The sequence below is a fragment of the Actinocatenispora rupis genome (genome assembly GCF_016861975.1).
GTDB lineage: Bacteria > Actinomycetota > Actinomycetes > Mycobacteriales > Micromonosporaceae > Actinocatenispora > Actinocatenispora rupis.
The window spans coordinates 43056-59946 of sequence record NZ_BOMB01000025.1 but is presented as its reverse complement, the minus strand read 5'-3'; the positions used below and the strand labels follow the sequence as shown (position 1 = coordinate 59946).

General features: G+C 72.5%; 13 protein-coding genes and 1 pseudogene. 4 read left to right on the top strand and 10 right to left on the bottom strand.

Annotated features, from left to right (window positions below; genetic code table 11):
• Nucleotides 1–77: 77 nt before the first annotated feature.
• The 6 genes from Aru02nite_RS22345 to Aru02nite_RS22320 all read right to left on the bottom strand — a co-directional run bounded on the left by Aru02nite_RS22345 (nucleotide 78) and on the right by Aru02nite_RS22320 (nucleotide 6003).
• The gene (locus Aru02nite_RS22345; RefSeq protein WP_203660819.1) at nucleotides 78–884 is read right to left on the bottom strand and encodes a cytochrome c biogenesis CcdA family protein; all 807 of its coding nucleotides are present in this window, start codon (nucleotides 882–884) and stop codon (nucleotides 78–80) included.
• Nucleotides 881–1453, bottom strand: a complete 573-nt coding sequence (locus Aru02nite_RS22340) for a TlpA family protein disulfide reductase (protein WP_203660818.1) — start codon at nucleotides 1451–1453, stop codon at nucleotides 881–883. Before Aru02nite_RS22340 ends, Aru02nite_RS22345 begins: the two co-directional genes overlap by 4 nt.
• Before the next feature lies 1 nt (nucleotide 1454).
• Nucleotides 1455–2102 (bottom strand): histidine phosphatase family protein, encoded by a 648-nt coding sequence (locus Aru02nite_RS22335; RefSeq protein ID WP_203660815.1) that lies wholly within the window; start codon nucleotides 2100–2102, stop codon nucleotides 1455–1457.
• A gap of 10 nt (nucleotides 2103–2112) precedes the next feature.
• Nucleotides 2113–3546, bottom strand: coding sequence for a glutamate-1-semialdehyde 2,1-aminomutase (gene hemL, locus Aru02nite_RS22330; protein WP_203660813.1), 1434 nt, complete (start codon nucleotides 3544–3546; stop codon nucleotides 2113–2115).
• 195 nt (nucleotides 3547–3741) lie between these two features.
• The gene (locus Aru02nite_RS37265) at nucleotides 3742–5448 is read right to left on the bottom strand and encodes an ATP-binding protein (protein ID WP_203660811.1); all 1707 of its coding nucleotides are present in this window, start codon (nucleotides 5446–5448) and stop codon (nucleotides 3742–3744) included.
• Nucleotides 5449–5694: 246 nt separating this feature from the next.
• A complete protein-coding gene (locus tag Aru02nite_RS22320; RefSeq protein ID WP_203660809.1) occupies nucleotides 5695–6003 on the bottom strand; it encodes a hypothetical protein in 309 nt (102 codons plus the stop codon).
• A gap of 19 nt (nucleotides 6004–6022) precedes the next feature.
• On the opposite strand from Aru02nite_RS22320, the gene Aru02nite_RS22315 reads away from it, so the two are divergent.
• Nucleotides 6023–6643, top strand: coding sequence for an MBL fold metallo-hydrolase (locus tag Aru02nite_RS22315; RefSeq protein ID WP_203660807.1), 621 nt, complete (start codon nucleotides 6023–6025; stop codon nucleotides 6641–6643).
• 86 nt (nucleotides 6644–6729) lie between these two features.
• Nucleotides 6730–7779 carry a S1C family serine protease gene (locus tag Aru02nite_RS22310; RefSeq protein ID WP_203660805.1) on the top strand — a complete coding sequence of 350 codons (1050 nt, stop codon included), beginning with the start codon at nucleotides 6730–6732 and terminating at the stop codon, nucleotides 7777–7779.
• Nucleotides 7780–7821: 42 nt separating this feature from the next.
• On the opposite strand, the pseudogene Aru02nite_RS22305 reads toward Aru02nite_RS22310, so the two are convergent.
• From Aru02nite_RS22305 to Aru02nite_RS22290, 4 genes and pseudogenes are all read right to left on the bottom strand, one after another.
• Nucleotides 7822–8889 (bottom strand): annotated as a pseudogene (locus tag Aru02nite_RS22305) (chitinase); the annotation flags it as partial.
• Between the two features lie 56 nt (nucleotides 8890–8945).
• Nucleotides 8946–10334 (bottom strand): chitinase, encoded by a 1389-nt coding sequence (locus Aru02nite_RS22300; RefSeq protein WP_373324947.1) that lies wholly within the window; start codon nucleotides 10332–10334, stop codon nucleotides 8946–8948.
• Between the two features lie 159 nt (nucleotides 10335–10493).
• Nucleotides 10494–13874, bottom strand: a complete 3381-nt coding sequence (locus Aru02nite_RS22295; protein WP_203660799.1) for a glycosyl hydrolase family 18 protein — start codon at nucleotides 13872–13874, stop codon at nucleotides 10494–10496.
• 551 nt (nucleotides 13875–14425) lie between these two features.
• A complete protein-coding gene (locus Aru02nite_RS22290) occupies nucleotides 14426–14641 on the bottom strand; it encodes an FmdB family zinc ribbon protein (RefSeq protein ID WP_203660797.1) in 216 nt (71 codons plus the stop codon).
• 86 nt (nucleotides 14642–14727) lie between these two features.
• On the opposite strand from Aru02nite_RS22290, the gene Aru02nite_RS22285 reads away from it, so the two are divergent.
• Together Aru02nite_RS22285 and Aru02nite_RS22280 are read left to right on the top strand one after the other, a co-directional pair.
• Nucleotides 14728–15597, top strand: coding sequence for a lytic transglycosylase domain-containing protein (locus tag Aru02nite_RS22285; RefSeq protein ID WP_203660795.1), 870 nt, complete (start codon nucleotides 14728–14730; stop codon nucleotides 15595–15597).
• A gap of 106 nt (nucleotides 15598–15703) precedes the next feature.
• Nucleotides 15704–16714 carry a GNAT family N-acetyltransferase gene (locus Aru02nite_RS22280; RefSeq protein ID WP_203660793.1) on the top strand — a complete coding sequence of 337 codons (1011 nt, stop codon included), beginning with the start codon at nucleotides 15704–15706 and terminating at the stop codon, nucleotides 16712–16714.
• Nucleotides 16715–16891 lie beyond the last annotated feature (177 nt).

Here is a 16891-nt window from a genome sequence, read left to right as displayed (position 1 = left end):
GGCCCCGCGACGCGCGGCAGCGGTCGTGGCGACACCACGCGCGGCTGCATCGTGGGGGCGGATCGCGTCCGCGGTGCTCATACCGCAACCTTCCCGGCGCCGACCTCGGCCTGCAGCCAGATCGTGAAGCTGTCCCAGGCGCCCGTGGCGAGCGCCAGACCCACCAGGATCAGCAGGACCCCGCCGACCCGGGTCACCCACACGCTGTGCCTCCGGATCACCGCGAACACCGTCAGCAACCGGCGGAAACCCAGCCCGAAGGCCAGGAACGGCAACCCCAGGCCCACGCAGTACGCCACGGCGAGCAGGACGCCGCGGCCCACCGAGCCCTGCACCGTCGCGAGGCTGAGTACCGCACCGAGGGTCGGGCCCACGCACGGCGTCCAGCCCAGCGCGAACACCGCGCCCAGCAGCGGCGCACCGACCAGCCCCGTCGCCGGCATCCGGTGCACCCGCGCCTCCCGGGACAGCCCCGGGATCAGCCCCAGGAAACCCAGCCCCAGCACGATCACGAGGATCCCGACGATCCGCTCGACCAGCAGCCGGTGCGACAGCAGCGCGTGCCCGATCCCGGCCACCACCACGCCGGACACCACGAACACCACCGTGAACCCGGCGACGAACAGCAGGCTGCCCGCCAGGATCCGACCCCGCACCCGGGTACGCGACGCGCCGGACGACGCCACCGCCCGCCCCTTCGGATCGGTACCGAGGGCGGCGTCCAGGTCCGCCCCCGCCAGACCCGTCACGTACGAGACGTAGCCGGGGACGAGGGGCAGGACGCACGGCGACAGGAAGCTGACCAGCCCCGCGATCAGGCTCACCACCAGGGCCACCAGCAGCGGTCCGGAGGTGGCGGCGTGCGCGAAGCCGGTGCCGTTCACTGGCCCCGGACCACCTTGTCGACCATCGGCGCCAGCTCGGTGGCGAGCACCGCACGCCGCAGTACGACGGCGACCCGGCCCTGCTTGTCCAGGATGATCGTCGCGGGGATCGTGTTCGGCGGCACCTGCCGGAACGACAGCGCCACCCGCCCCGGCGGGTCGAACAGGCTCGGGTACGTCATGCCCCGGCCCTTCACGAACGCCCGCGCCTGGTCCTTCTGGTCGCGGATGTTCACCCCGACGAACCGGACGCCGTCGCCCTCCGTCTGCCGGTACACCTTCTCCAGGTCGGGAGCCTCGGCGGCGCACGGGTTGCACCAGGACGCCCAGTAGTTCACGACGACGACGTGGCCGCGCAGCGAGCGGAGGTCGAACCTTCCGCCGTCGAGCAGGTCGCCGGTCACCGTCGGCCCCGGCGTGCGGTCCTTCGGCGCGAACGTCTGCGACTCGCCGTTGCCCGCCACGTACCGGTTCTGGCCGCCGGAGTTCTGGTCGACGGCGTCGTTGCCGGTGGAGCAGCCGGCCAACGCGATCCCCGCGACGGCCAGCAGTACCAGGAACCTGCGCATGTCAGGCACCGTGCTCGGCGGCGACCGGCGAGTCGGCGACGATGTCCGCCGCGGGCTCCGAGTACGAGATGCCGGACAGGCGCTCGCCGTCGAAGTGGAACGAGGTGAGGCTGGCCAGCGAGCACTGCCGCTTCCGCGGGTCGTGCCACAGCTTCCGGCCCTCCGCGTACCGCCGGAGCAGCCAGATCGGCGACTGGTGCGAGACGCACACCGCCTCGTGCCCGGCGGCGCGGTCGCGCGCGTCGTGCAGCGCCGCCGTCATCCGCCGGGCGATCTCCACGTACGGCTCGCCCCAGGACGGCCGGAACGGGTTGCGCAGCTTCGGCCACACCGACGGGTTCTTCAACGCGCCGTCGCCGACCCCGAACCGCTTGCCCTCGAACCAGTTGCCCGACTCGATGAGCCGCTCGTCGGTGTCGGTGTCCAGCCCGAACGTCGCGCCGATCGGTGCCGCGGTCTGCTGCGCCCGTTCCAACGGGCTGGCCACCAGGTACGTCACGTCCCGGCCGGCGAGCGCGGCGGCCACCACCTCCGCCATCCGTACGCCCCGGTCGGAGAGCCGGTAGCCGGGGAGCCGGCCGTACAGGATCTTCTCCGGGTTGAACACCTCGCCGTGCCGGAGCACGTGCACCGTGGTGGTCAGCGACATGATCGGCTCCTCAGACCGCCGCGGCGGCACGCGCCGCGTACGGCAGGGCGTCGGCGATCCGGTCGAGTGCCGCCGCGTCGTGCGCGCCGGACACGAACCAGACCTCGAAGGCGCTGGGCGGCAGGTAGACCCCGCGCTCCAGCATGGCGTGGAAGAACGCCGCGTACGCGGCGGTGTGCTGCTGCTTCGCGCCGGCGAAGTCCCGCACGTCGGCGTCGGTGAAGAAGACCGAGAACATCGTGCCCGCGAACGACACCCGGTGCGGCACGCCCGCCTCGGTCAGCGCCTTGTCCGCCAGGTCGGCGACGGTGTGCGCGGTCGCGTCGAGCCGCTGGTACAGCTCGGGCGTGCAGCCGAGCAGGGTGGCCAGGCCGGCGGCGCAGGCCAGCGGATTGCCGGACAGCGTGCCCGCCTGGTAGACGGGGCCGGTCGGGGCGAGCTGCGCCATCACGTCGGCCCGCCCGCCGAACGCCGCGGCCGGCAGACCGCCGCCCATCACCTTGCCGAACGTGTACAGGTCGGCATCGACCGGGTCCAGCTCGGACCAACCGCCGCGGGCCGCCCGGAACCCCGTCATCACCTCGTCCAGGATCAGCAGCGCACCGTACCGGTGGGCGATCTCGGCGAGCCGCGCGTTGAAGCCGTCGCGCGGCGCGACCACGCCCATGTTGCCGGCCGCCGCCTCGGTGATCACGCAGGCGATCCCGTCCGGATCGGCCGCGAACGCCGCCTCCACCGCCGCCACGTCGTTGTACGGCAGCACGATCGTGTCCGCCGCCTCCGCCCCCGTCACCCCCGGCGAGTCGGGTACGGCGGACTCGGCGGCGACGGGTTCGTGAGCATCGTAGGGAGCGCCAGCGACCGAGGAGCGGAGCGGTTCCGGAGCCGACGCGGCGGCACGGGCGCGCTCGGCCGCCTCGGCGAGCGTCGCCACCCCGGAACCGGCCGCGGCGAGCAGCGCGTCCACGTGCCCGTGATAGCAGCCGGCGAACTTGATCACGCGGGCCCGCCCGGTCGCGCCGCGCGCCAGCCGGATCGCCGACATGGTCGCCTCGGTGCCCGAGTTGACCAGCCGCACCTGCTCCACCGCCGTACGCGCGACGAGTTCCTCGGCGAGGTCCACCTCACCGGGCGTCGGCGTACCGAAGGAGGTGCCGCGGGCGGCGGCCGCGGTGACCGCCTCGACGACGGCGGGGTGCGCGTGCCCCAGGATCAGCGGACCCCAGGAGCACACCAGATCCACGTACTGCCGGCCGTCGGCGTCGTACAGGTAGGGTCCGTCGCCCCGGACCATGAACCGCGGCGTGCCGCCGACGGCCTGGAACGCGCGGACGGGTGAGTTCACCCCGCCCGGCACGACGGTGCGGGCGCGGTCGAACAGGGCCTGGGAAACGGGGGCGTCGCTCGGGTACCCGGCGCCTGCCGTCGAGTTCGGTGAGGTCACAACCTCGTCATTGTGGCAGGTGCTTCTACGTCTTGTCGGAGACCCCCGGTACGGGCCGCCGACCTCACACGACGCGTTGTCCACAGCCCCTGCCCGGACCCGTACGCGCCCCTGTGGACAACTCCGCCCGGGACGGTACGCCGGCGCATCATTGCGGGATGACACCGACACATCGGGTGAGCGTGCGGGATGCGGTCAACGCGCCGCGACCGGTTCGCCGAGCGTGCGCGGCGCCGGCAGCCACCCGCGGTAGCGGTCCCGGGTCGCCGTCAGTTCGCCGCTCTCCGCCGCGAGCCGGCGGGCCGCCCACCGCACCGGGTCCGGCAGGCGATATCCCGCGCTGTCCTCCGTCAGCTCCGCCTCGACCAGGGAGGCGTCCACCAGTTCGGCCAGGGCCGTGCAGGTCGCTGCCGGGTCCAGCCACTCGCCGGCCAGCCACTCCACCGCCGCCAGGTCGAACCGGCCCGGCCACGCCGCCAGCGACCGCAGCAGCCGCGCCGCCGGCCACTCCAACAGTCGGTACGACCAGTCCAGGCTCACCGCCAGGCTCGCGTGCCGCGCCGGCGTCGGGCCACCCGACGCGGTCCCGCCCGGCCCGGCGAGCAGCGCGTCCGGGTCGGCGTCCGGCGCGGTCAGCCGCTCGGCCAGCAGCCGGGGCGGCATCACCCGCAGTCGGGGCAGGGCCAGTTCCACCGCGAGCGGCAGCCCGCCCAGGGAGCGGGCGAGCCGGTCCACCCCGGTCGCGGTCGGTGCACCGGTGAGCCGCCCGAGCGGCACGCCCCCGAGTACCTGGCGGGTGGGGGCGGTGCCTGCCGCCGTGCCGAGCCGGTCGGTGAGCAGTGCGGCGGCCTCGGTCGCGGACGGCGCGAGCCGCCAGACCACCTCGCCCGGCGGACCCAGCGGCACCCGGCTGGTGGCCAGCACCCGCAGCCCCGGGCAGGCGGCGAGCACCGCGGACACCAGCGTCGCCACCGCGCCGCGCCGCGGTTCGCAGGTGTCCAGCAGCAGCAGGCACTCCCGGCCGAGGAGGTGTTCGGTGAGCGCGTCGGTCACCGACTGCCCCGCACCGGGGCGTACGCCGAGGCTCCGTGCCACCGCGGCGGCCGGGTCACCACCGGGCGCGGCGGCCAGGTCGACGAACCACACGCCGTCCGGATACCGGGGCTGTGCGCCGGGAGTACCGGGGAGGAGGTCGTGGGCGACCTGGACGGCGAGCCGGGTCTTGCCGACCCCGCCGGTGCCCCACAGCGTCACCAGCCGGTGTTCGCGCAGCAGCAGCGCCACTTCCAGCCGGTCCGACGCGCGGCCGACGAACCGGGTCAGCGGCTGCGGCAGGTTGTGGCAGCGGTCGTCCGCGGTGCGTACCGGCGGGAAGTCGCGGGCCAGCCCGGCGGCGGTGACCTGGAAGATCCGGGTCCGGTCGTCGAAGCCGCGCAGCCGGTGCAGGCCGAGGTCGACGAGCCCTTCCGGGCCGATCAGGCGGGCGGTGGCCGCCGAGCACAGCACCTGGTCACCGGCCGCGGCGGCGGCGACCCGGGCGGCCCGGTGCACCTCGACGCTGGCGTACTCGCCGTCCCGCGGTTCGGCGTGCCCGGAGTGCAGACCCATCCGTACGCGGGGGCGGGCGGTCTCGTCCGGCCAGCGGTGTGCGGCGAGCGCTCGCTGCGCGCGCACGCAGGCGCGTACGGCGGCGTCCGCGTCGGCGAACACGGCGAAGAACGAGTCGCCCTCGGTCAGCAGTTCGGCGCCGCCGGCGTCACACAGGCAGGCGCGCAGCAGCCGCCGGTGGTCGGCCAACACGTCGCGGTACGCCGGGCCGAGCGCGTGCGCCAGCCGGGTCGACCCCTCGATGTCGGTGAACAGGAAGGTGACCAGACCGCTGGGCAGGCTCTCGTGCCTCATCGTCGTCTCCGCTGCTCGGCAATGGCCGTGCTCCGAGATACCGGTGACCGGCGGCGGTCCGGGCCGGCCGCGGCCGGACCGACGAGCCCAGTACCTCCTGCCCCCACAGTTGATCTCACGACCGATCGGTGTACGCAACGAGGCCCCCCTGCACGAGTTGCGTGTCCGGGCACTGTCCGGGAGTCTCCCGCGTCGTCGCGGTCCGCCGGGCCGACACGGCCGAAGACGGGTCGGACGGTCATTGCGTCAGGTCCATCCGCACGCGACGATCGGGTACGTGCCGGCCGTCCCGTGTGCCTTCACCGCCACCAGGGCGGATGTACGGGCCGACCGTGCGTCGTCCGACCCCATCATCGCCGCCCGGCCCGGCCGCGGCGCGGGATCCCGCCGCTCCACCGGGCGTCCGGTCCGCCGTGCCCGGCGCCGTCCGGCCACGCCCGCCAGGTCCGTTCCCACCACCCCCGCCACCTCCGGTACGACGCCGGCCGGCGGGTCCGGTCCGGCCGGCGACACGCCGGTGAGTACCGGGACGGCCGGGTGCGCCGCACGGGACATGCCCTAGCAGGGAGAGAAGATGCCGACCCGGATCGAACAGATCGTCACGTCTGGGCTGTTCGAGGTGGACGACGCGCGCTGGCAGGTCGACAACAACGTGTGGCTGATCGGCGACGAGCGGGAGTGCCTGATCGTCGACGCGCCGCACGACGCGGAGGCGATCGCCGCGCTGGTCGGCGGCCGGGACGTCGTCGCCATCGCGTGTACGCACGGGCACAGCGACCACGTCGGCGCCGCCGTCGAACTCGCCGGTCTGGTGGACGCGCCCGTCCTGCTGCACCCCGACGACCGCGTGCTGTGGGACCGGGTGCATCCGGACCGGCCGCCGCACGCCGAACTGGCCGACGGCGAGTCCCTCACCGTCGCCGGCGTCGACCTCTGGGTACTGCACACTCCCGGCCACACGCCCGGCAGTTGCTGCTTCCACGCGCCCGGGCTCGGCGCGGTCTTCACCGGCGACACGCTGGTGGCGGGCGGCCCCGGCGCGAGCGAGGGACCGTACGGGGACTTCGACACGATCATCCGGTCCATCGGTACCCGGCTGCTGACGTTGCCGCCGCAGACCACGGTGCACACCGGCCACGGCGGCCGTACCACGATCGCGGCGGAGGCGCCGCATCTCGCCGAGTGGACCGACTGACCTCGCAGTATCCAACCTAGTCCGCGGGCCGGCGGTGGAATCGGCAAACGCGCCCGGCCACCGCATCCGGCTGGTAGCACACAGGAATGTCAGCGAAGCGTTTCGTGTCATTCGCGGTGCCCGCGATCCTGGTCACCGCGCTGGTCGCCGGCTGCACCGGCGGCGGTGGCGGATCCCCGAAGGCGACCGGTTCGGCCACCGCCACGAACGGCGGCGCGACCGGTGGCGGGAGCGCCGCGTACGAGAAGGTCGTCGCCAACGTGTTGAAGTCGGTGGTGCAGATCAACACGTCGAGCGGCCTCGGCTCGGGCGTGGTGTACGACGACAAGGGTGACATCGTCACCAACGCGCACGTGGTGGGCGACGCGACGTCGTTCGAGGTGACGACGGCGACGAGCAAGACGCCGCTGGCGGCGAAGCTGGTGGCGAGCTACCCGCCGAACGACATCGCGGTGATCAAGCTGTCCGACTCGTCGAACGTCACGCCGGCGACGTTCGGCGACTCGGGTGATCTGCGGGTCGGCCAGGAGGTACTGGCCATGGGCAGCCCGCTCGGCCTCTCCGGTTCGGTGACGAACGGGATCGTCTCCGCGGTCGGCCGTACGGTGCAGGAGCCTCGTACGGAGACCGCCCCGGCGACCACGATCACCGACATGGTGCAGACGTCCGCCGCGATCAACCCCGGCAACAGCGGCGGCGCGCTCGTCGACCTGAACAGCAAGGTCGTCGGCGTACCGACGCTCGCGGCGACAAACCAGGAGCAGGGTGGCGCGGCGCCGGGGATCGGGTTCGCGTTGTCCAGCAACATGGTGAAGCGCATCGCCGACCAGATCATCAAGGACGGCAAGGTCACCAACTCCGGCCGCGCCGCGCTGGGCGTGACCGTACGGCCGGCGGTGGACGAGAACTACCAGCCGGCCGGCGCGCTCGTCGTGTCGGTGACGGCCAACGGCCCGGCCGCGAAGGCGGGCATCCGGGCCGGCGACGTGATCACCAACGTCGGCGGTACCCAGGTGACGGACGTGACCGACCTGACGACGGCGCTGGCCGCGCACAAGCCGGGGGACACCGTCGAGGTGACCGTCGACCGGAACGGTTCGAGCCAGAAGGTCCAGGTCACGCTCGGCGAGCAGTGACGCGGGCGGGTGGTGCCGGCACGCTGCCGGCACCACCGCGACTCAGCCGAAGTACGTGTCGAAGTTGCCGGCGAACTCGCCGCCGCCGTACAGGTCCCAGTTGATGGACCAGGCCATCAGGCCGCGCAGGTCGGGGTGCGCGCCGCCGCGAGGTTGGTACCCGCCGCACGAGGTGCCCTTGGTGAGGCAGTCGAGCGCCTCGTCCAGGGTGGCGGGCGGCACGTAGCCGTTGCCGGCGTTGGCGGTGGCGGGCGCGCCGATCGCGATCTGGTCGGGCCGCAGCGCGGGGAACACCGTCGTGGTGTCGCCGGCGACCGGGAACCCGGCGAGCAGCATGTCGGTCATGGCGATGTGGAAGTCCGCCCCACCCATCGTGTGGTACTGGTCGTCCAGGCCCATGATCGGGCCGGAGTTGTAGTCCTGCACGGTGAGCAGGGTGAGGTCGTCGCGCAGCGCGTACAGGACGGGGAGCCAGGCACCGGACCGCGGGTCCTGCGCGCCGGACGGACCCGGTCCGTAGTGCTGGTAGCCGAGCTGCACGAAGAACGTCTCGGGCGCGGCGGTGAGCACGAAACCGTTGCCGTACTTGGACTTCAGCGTGCGTACGGCCGAGATCAGGTTGACGATCGACGGGGTGGTCGGCTTGGTGAAGTCGGTGTCGCCGGCGTCGAGGGACAGCGACTGGTTCTCGAAGTCGAGGTCGATGCCGTCGAGGTGCCAGCGGTCCACGATCGCCGACACCGAGTCGACGAACGCGTCGCGCGCGGCGGTCGTGGTCAGCCGTACCTCGCCGTTGGCGCCGCCGATCGACAGCAGCACCTTCTTGCCCGCGGCGCGTTTCGCGTCGATACCGGCGAGGAAGTCGGCGTCGCTCTCCCGGTTCGGGCACTCGGTGGCGGGGCACCGGGTGAACTCGATCTGCCCGGACGTCGCGGACGCCGACTCGCCGAACGCCAGGTCGATCACGTCCCACGAGTCGGGTACCTCGCTGACTGGTACGTACCCGGAGCCGTTGGCGAAGCTGGCGTGCAGGTACCCGACGAGCGCGTGCGCCGGGAGCGCCGCTCGCGTGGCCGCCGAGGCGGGCGGAGTTGCTTGGCTGGCAACGGTTCCCGCCGCGAGAGCGACCGAAGCCAGCAGTACGCCGAGGCGTCTCATGTCGTCTCCTAGGGCAGCGTGTCGAGGTGCGGGGCGACGGTGTTCGCGAACGCGTAGCCCTTGCTGGCGTCCCAGTTGATCGACCAGGTCATGGCCCCGCGTACGGACCAGTGCGACGGCGGCGTGAACGATCCGCAGTGCGTACCGGTGGCGAGGCAGTCGAGGGCGTCGTTCACCGCCGACGGCGACTGGTATCCGCCGCCCGCCGCCGATCCGGACGCCGGCAGCCCGAGCCCGACCTGGCTCGCGTCGAGCCCGCCCTGCAACTGGATGCACGCCAGCGCGGTCAGGAAGTCCTCCGTGCCCTGGCTGTAGACCTTGCCGTCGCAGCCGTTCATCGAGCCGGAGTTGTAGTACTGCATGTTGTTGATCGTCAGGACGTCCTTCGCGGCGAGCGCGAGCTTGAAGTACTCCATGCCGGTGGACTGCATGTCGATGGTCTGCGGCGCCATCGTGATGATCGTGCCGGTGCCGCCGGCGGACGCGATCCGGTGCAGCGCCTGCGCCAGGTACGTCGCGTTGACGCCGTTCTCCAGGTCGATGTCGACCCCGTCGAAGCCGTACTGCCGCATCAGCGCGGTGACGCTGTCGGCGAAGTTGGTGGCGGCGGTGGAGTCGGCGACGCTGATGGTGCCGTTCTGCCCGCCGACGGACAGGATGACCTTCTGGCCGCGGTCGTGCGCGGTCGCCACGTCGGCGGTGAAGTCCGCCGCCGTGTACCCGCCGAGCTGCGCGGACAGCCCCGAGTCGACGCCGAACGTGACCGCGCCCGGCTTCGACGGGTCCGCGTCCGCGAACGCCACCGCGATCAGGTCGTACGTGGTGGGCACGTCGGACAGCCGCAGCGCCTTGGCGCCGTTGTAGAAGTTCTGCCAGTACCCGGTGAGGACGTGTTTGGGCAGGTCACCGCTGCCGGGCGGGACGCTGCCGCCGGAACTCGTGGTGACCGGCAGCGCGGCGGAGCGCGGCGACTCGCCCACCGCGTTGTACGCCGAGACGGTGAAGTCGTACGCGGTGGCCGCGGTGAGCCCGGTGACCGTCGTCGAGGTGCCGGTGACGGTGGCGACCTGGCTGCCGTCGGAGTACACGTGGTAGCCCTGCACGGTGCCGGACGGCGCGGTCCAGCTCAACGCCACCGTACTGGCGGTGACGGTGCCGGCGGTCAGCCCGGTCGGCGCGGCCGGCGCGGTACTGCCGCCGGCGCAGCCGCCGTCGTCCCGCCACGGGCCCCAGTCGGCTGCGCCGGGCGTCTCGCCCTGCGTCCACCACTTCGCGGTCCACTGGTGCCCGCCGTACGTGGCGGTGTCGCCGCCCTGGTACACGGCGCTGGCGCTCCACGCCGCCGCGGTACAGGTGGCGGCGGGTGCGGGCGCGGCGGCGGCGGGCGCGGCGAGCAGGCCGGCGGCGAGCAGCGCGCCGGCCGCGACGGCGAGGATCCTGGTGCGTCTCAACGGTTCTCTCCGTTCGGACGTAGCGGGCGGCGCCCCGCCGGACCGGGGGGACCTCCGGCGGGGCGCCGACCATGGAGGGGAGCAATGTCCACTGTGGACGGTGGGCTACCGCCGGTTGCCCGGCCGGATGTCGCGCGGTCCGGTCACGGCAGCGGGCGGCGCGCCCGAGCCCGCGCCCCGGCCCGTACCGTCACGGTCGGGTGTGGCCTGGGCACCGTTGCCGACGTGCGCGGCGACCGTCGGCGGGCCGTACGTGCCCCACGTGTCCGTCGCGTACTTCGAGCAGTCGGCCGGCTTTCCCTTGTCCGCCTCGGAAAGGATCTTCTCCAGCAGCGGCTGGCTCGCCGCCGCCTCGTCGTACGCGGAGAAGATCATCATGCCGCCGAGACCGTTGCACTTCGCGTACGCCACATGGTCCACAATGGACTGTGGCGTGCTGCCGGCGTAGAACGTCGACCCGTCGTAGTACCAGCCGGCCATGCGTACCGGGTCGTAGAACTCCTTGCCGGGGAACATGCCGAGCGACGCGAGTTCCTTCTGCAGCGCCACTCCGGGCACGTTGCCGGACAGTGCCTGCGGCGCCGACGGCCCGGTCGCCGTGCCGTACTCCCCGTTCGCCGCGCCGGCCGGCACGCCGGTCCAGCCGCGGTAGTACATGGGGATGCCGAGGGTGAGCTTCTCGGCCGGGAACCCGCCGGGGATCCCGTACATCGGGTCGCCCACCGTGTACGCCTTGAGGATCGTGTCCGCGTCGTACTGCTGGGTGCCGCCCGGTACCGGCGTCGACGGGTCGTCCGCCGACGGGAACAGCGGATCCTGGAGGTTCGTCGGCCCGGTCGCGTCCCACGCCCCGTGCATGTCGTACGTCATGGCGTTGCCGTAGTCGAGGTACTGGCCGATCTTGTCGGTCTGGATCTTGTTCAGCTTGTCCTGGCCACCCGGCAGCGCCGAGGTGAGCAGGTAGTGCTTGCCGTCCGCCGTACCCTGCGCGTCCAGTTCCGACCGGAACTCGGCGAGCAGCGCGGTGAAGTTCGCCGTGTCGTTCGCGCTGTAGTGGTTGCCGACGTGCCCGCCGTCCGACCCCGGGTACTCCCAGTCGACGTCGATGCCGTCGAACAGCCCCTTGGCCGTCCCGGCGCCGCCGTACCCGCCGGGCGAGGTGGGCAGGTTGCCCTTGATGAACATGTCCAGGCAGGAGCCGACGAACTTCTGCCGCGACGTGCTCGTCGCCGCCGCGTCCGAGAAGTACTTGGAGTAGGTCCAGCCGCCGATGGTCAGGAGCACCTTCAGGTTGGGGTGCCTGGCCTTCAGCTTCCTGATCTGGTTGAAGTTGCCGGCGATCGGCTGGCCCCACGCGTCCGCCTGACCGTCCACACTGGTCGACGCGTCGTACGTCTTCTCGTAGTCGGCGAACTGGTCGCCCGCGCCGTCACCGGCGTTCGGGTCGCTCTCGCCACCCGGGTCGGGCGTGGTCGCCTTCGTCGTCTCGAAGCACGTCAGGTTCGTCGGGTCGATGTTCTCGAAGTCGTAGTTGATGACGTCGATGTCGTCCGCGTACTTGTCCAGATCCTTGAGGTAGTAGGCGTTCTGGTAGATCGACCACTGGTCGAAGTAGATGATCTTCTTGTCGCCGGCGCCGGATCCGTTGATGTAGCCCGAATCCCCGCCGTCCGACCCGCCGCCGGCCGCCGTCGTCACCGACAGCGCGTCCGACTTCGGGCTCTCACCCGCCGCGTTCACCGCGCTCACCTGGAAGCTGTACGCGGTGTTCGCGGTCAGCCCGCCCAGGGTCGCGGACGTCGCCGAACCCGACGCGACCTTCGTACCGTCCCGGTAGACGTTGTAGCTGTCCACCGCGCCGCTCGGCGCCGTCCAGCGCAACGACACCGAACTCGACCCGACGGCCGTACTCGTCAGACCGGTCGGCGCACCCGGCGCCGTCGTACCGGTGCCGCCGCACGCGCCGTCGTCCGTCCACACGTCCTGCGCGTTGTTGCCCGGCACGTCGCCCTGCGTCCACCACTTCGCCGTCCACCCGTGCCCGCCGTACGACACGGTGTCGCCACCCACGTACGCCTTCGTCGAGTCCCACGCCGCCGGGCACGCCGTCGCCGCTTTCCCATGCGCCGCAACGCTTTCGTACGCCGGTGCCGCCGTGCCCGCCGGTGTTGCAGTGCCCGACGTCGCCGCCGGGCTCGACACGACCGTGACGGTGCCGCCGGACGACGCGGTCGCGCTGCCCGACGCCGTCGAGGCCGTCGACGCGGTGCAGGCGCCGTTGTCGGTCCACACGTCCTGCGCGTTGTTGCCGGGCACGTCGCCCTGCGTCCACCACTTCGCCGTCCACCCGTGCCCGCCGTACGTCACCGCGTCCCCGCCGACGTACGCCACCGACGAGTCCCACGACTTCGCCGGGCAGGTACCCGGATCCGTACCGCCGCCGCCACCGCCGGTCGGCGGGTCCACCACGGTCGTCCGGTTCGCGAACGCCGTGGTGTACGTGGTGAACTCCCACTTCTGTTGCGCCACACTGGAACACTCGCCGGACAGCTGCTGGTTCTCCGGCGGATCGCACTCCCGGTCCCGGTTCGCCGACCAGTACGTGTAGCGGCCGAGCTGGTGCGCCAGCGCGTAGTCCAGCACCGTCTGGAAGTCCGCCTGCCGGAAGTACTCCGCCGCGTCGGTGCGGCCGTTCATCCCCGACACGCCCTCGTGCTGGTACGCGAAGGCCGAGTCCCAGCCCATGTGCTGCTCCAGCAGCCCGTGGAACGCCTCCAGCGCCGCGGTCTGGCTCGCACCGCCGCCCGAGAACCCGCCGTCGAACGGCATGATCGAGAAGTTCGACGGGGTGAAGCCGATCGACTTCGCCTGGTCCAGCAGCTGCGTACCGAACCAGCCGGTGCCGGCCGACGTGCCCGGCATCGTGACCGACACGTACAGCCCGGAGTTGTTCTGCTGCAGGATCTTCGCGGCGCCCAGCTCGTTCGCGATCGCCGCCGTGTTCTCGTACTCCGGCTCCTCCAGGTCGAAGTCGATCGCGTGCAGCCCGTACTTCGACACCACCTTCTGGTACGCCGCCGCGGTGGACGCGGCGTCACCGCACACCTGGCCGAGCTTCGTCCCGTTGTAGCCGCCGACGGAGACCGAGACGTCGCCACCCTTGCCGCGGATCGCGTTGATCGCGGTGTCGATACTGGTCGCCTGGTCGAGCGGGGTCTTGCCGTCCCACGCCGGGTTGCACCCGCCGTCGGACAGGATGAACGCGAGCTGGAACGCCTTCTGCCCGGTCGCGTCCATGATCTCGGTGGGGTCGGGCGGATTGTTGTCCGCCGGCATCAGGTACGGCGCCGCGGCGTACCAGTTCGTGGGGAGGGCCGCCGCGGCGGCGAGGTCCGGGGTGCGCGCCGCGTACGCGGCCGTGGTGGTGACGCCCGCGACGAGCAGGCCGGCGACGGCCACGCCGAGCGCTCTGATCGGTCTGTGCACAGATCCTCCTTGCGGGAGTGGGGGCGAACGCGGCCTGGGGTACGCCGCGCGATCTGTCGCAACCGAGCTGCGTTCCGTACGACGGATCGCAACTTTTAGGAAACTTTCTTTATAGTCCGTGGACCTTAATATGTTGATCTTCCACCGTCAATCACCAGTTCCCTGCCCTATCGGACAAGCACCCCGAGACACCCGTTCAACCCCACCGGTACGCCCCGCGGCCAGCCACTGGGCGCCGCACTCGCGGCCGGGACAGCGGGCACCGCGCGTCCAACCATGTGTGGACTCCGAGCACCGCACAGCCGGGAGCCCTTCGTGGCCAGCCACGTGGCCGGCAGCACGCGGCGACTCCGGACACGCGCGGGGACAGACGGGCGGCGCGCAGGGATTCGGGCACGCGCGGCCGGCAGCGCTCGGGGACCGGACGCATCAGGGAACCACGGCGCTACCGATGCTCCGAGCCACCCGGCCAGTACGAACGATGCGCAAGGGCGCGGGCGGGGGAGTTCGAGGTGCGGATCGAGGTCGAGGGGAGACGCCGTGGGCGGGCGTCAGGTGGCGCAACCGCAGGCGCCGCCGCAGCAGCCACCGCCGCCGGCAGGGGCCGCGGCACCGGCGCCGCCCCGGGCGAGGGCGATCGTGGACAGCAGCTTCACCGTGTCGGTATGACCACCGGGGCAGGGGGCGGGTGCGGCGGAGTCCGCCATCGGCCGGTCCAGCTCGAACGTGCGGCGGCACTCGCGGCAGCGGTACTCGTACCGGGGCATCGGGCGCACGTCCTTTCCTCTGCTCGGGTGAATCGGGTCGACTCTACCGGTTGAGCCGATCCGGTCCGACCCGACATACTCGACGCGTGGTAAGGCTCCCTATCCCATCGGCCCGGTTCCTCCGCTGGCCCGGCTGGCGCCGCCCGGCCGCCCGCCTGGGCCTGACCAGCGTCGCCGCACTGGCGGTGCTCGGTGCCGTCGGCACCGTCGGTGGGTACGTCGTGCCCGCGCTCGCCGCGCAGGGCGACACGCCACGCCGGGACACGGCGGACGCCGGCAAACCCGTACCGTCGCCGTCGGACGGCGGGGTGCCCGGTGGCGGTCCGATGACCGTACCGAGCCCGACGCCGTCGACGAGCAGGTCGCCGGGGCCGGCGTCGACGTCGGGTCCGGGCACGCTGACCGCGTGGGCGGGCGGGCTGTCCCGGCTGGGCATCTCCACGGTGGCGCTCCAGGCGTACGGGTACGCGCAGGTGGTCACGCAGCAGACGACGCCGGCCTGCAACCTGAGCTGGACGACGCTGGCCGGGATCGGCAAGATCGAGTCGAACCACGGCACGCACGGCGGGTCGAGCCTGAGCGACAAGGGCGAGGCGGAGCCGGCGATCTACGGCCCGGCGCTGGACGGTACGCACGACAACAAGGTCATCCGGGACACCGACCAGGGCCGGCTCGACCAGGACACCACGTACGACCGGGCGGTCGGGCCGATGCAGTTCCTGCCGGGCACCTGGGCGCGCTGGGGGACGGACGCGGACGGCGACGGCACCGCGGACCCGCAGAACATCAACGACGCGGCCCTGTCCGCCGCGCGGTACCTGTGCGCCGACGGGCACGACCTGGCCACCGGAGCCGGCTGGTGGCAGGCGATCCACTCGTACAACAACCTCGACAAGTACGCCTCGGACGTGTACGCCGCGGCCGACGCGTACGGGTACGCCTCGAAGGGATCATGAGCCGCCACGAGCCTGCGATTCGTGGCATAATGTCCGAATAGCCCCGGTAGCCCGAGGAATGCGTTCCCTCTCGCACCGGCCCTCGACGAACGGGTAGGCAGGACTGGTGCGGATCAGAGAGTGGAACCCGGCGACCGCGCCGGACCGGGAGATCGACGCCTGGCTGCGGGTGTTCAACGCGGTCCTCGCCGCCGACCTTCCCGGCGAGCCGCTGTGGCGCCACGACCGGCTCCGGGAGTACCTGTCGGTGGCGATGCCGGGCGAGCGCCGGGCCGCGTGGATCGCCGAGGTGGACGGCGAACTCGTCGGGTACGTCGGCGAGCTGCTCCTCGGGTACGACCTGAGCGGCACGGCCGTCATCGAGCTGTTCACCGATCCGGCGCACCGGCGTACCGGGGTGGGGCGGGAGCTGCTGGCCACCGCCGCCGAGCACGCCGCCGCGCAGCACCGGCAGTCCGTCACCGCCGAGGTCGTCGAGGGCACGCCCACCGCGGAGTTCTACGCCGCGCGCGGCTTCGCCCGTACGGTGGTCGAGGAGAGCAGCCTGCTCGATCTGTCCACAGTGGACTGGGACCGGATCGGCGGGCTCGCCGGCCGGATCGGCGCCGGCTACCACATCGAGAACTACCCGGGTGGCCCGCCCGACGAGCTGCTCGCGTCGTACGCGGACGCGAAGCTCGTCATCCGGCACACCCCCGTCGCCGACGTCGAATGGAACCCGGGTTTCGAGGCCGACCGGCTCCGCGACAGCCTGCGCACGCTGCGGGCCCGCGGCCTCCGACCGTACGTCGCGGTCGCGCTGCACACCGCCAGCGGCGAGGTCGCCGGCCTCACCGAACTCGTCATCCCGGCGCACCGCCCGCAACGCGCCGACCAGTACGACACGATCGTGGTGCCCGCGCATCGCGGGTACGGGCTCGGCCTCGCGATGAAGGCGCGGATGCTCGCCGACCTGCGCGCCGCCGAGCCGCAGGTACGCGAGGTGCAGACCTGGCAGGCGGTCGAGGACGAGCCGATGCTCCGGGTCAACGCGGTCCTCGGCTTCCGCCCCGACCACCTGTGGTGCGAGTACGAGGCGCCGCTGACGTCACTCCCCCGCAACCTCCGCACCGCCTGACCCACCCCCGTCGGGCGACACATCAGGGTCGCCGACGCTTCGCCCGGCGCGTCGCCGCGTTGCCGGCCCGAGGAGTACGACGAGCGCCGGGTGCAGTGCCCGTACCAGTCGCTGGTCCGGCTCCACCGGCGCGACGGCCTGGGAGTACGTGATGCTGCGGGCCTCCGGGCGTCTCCT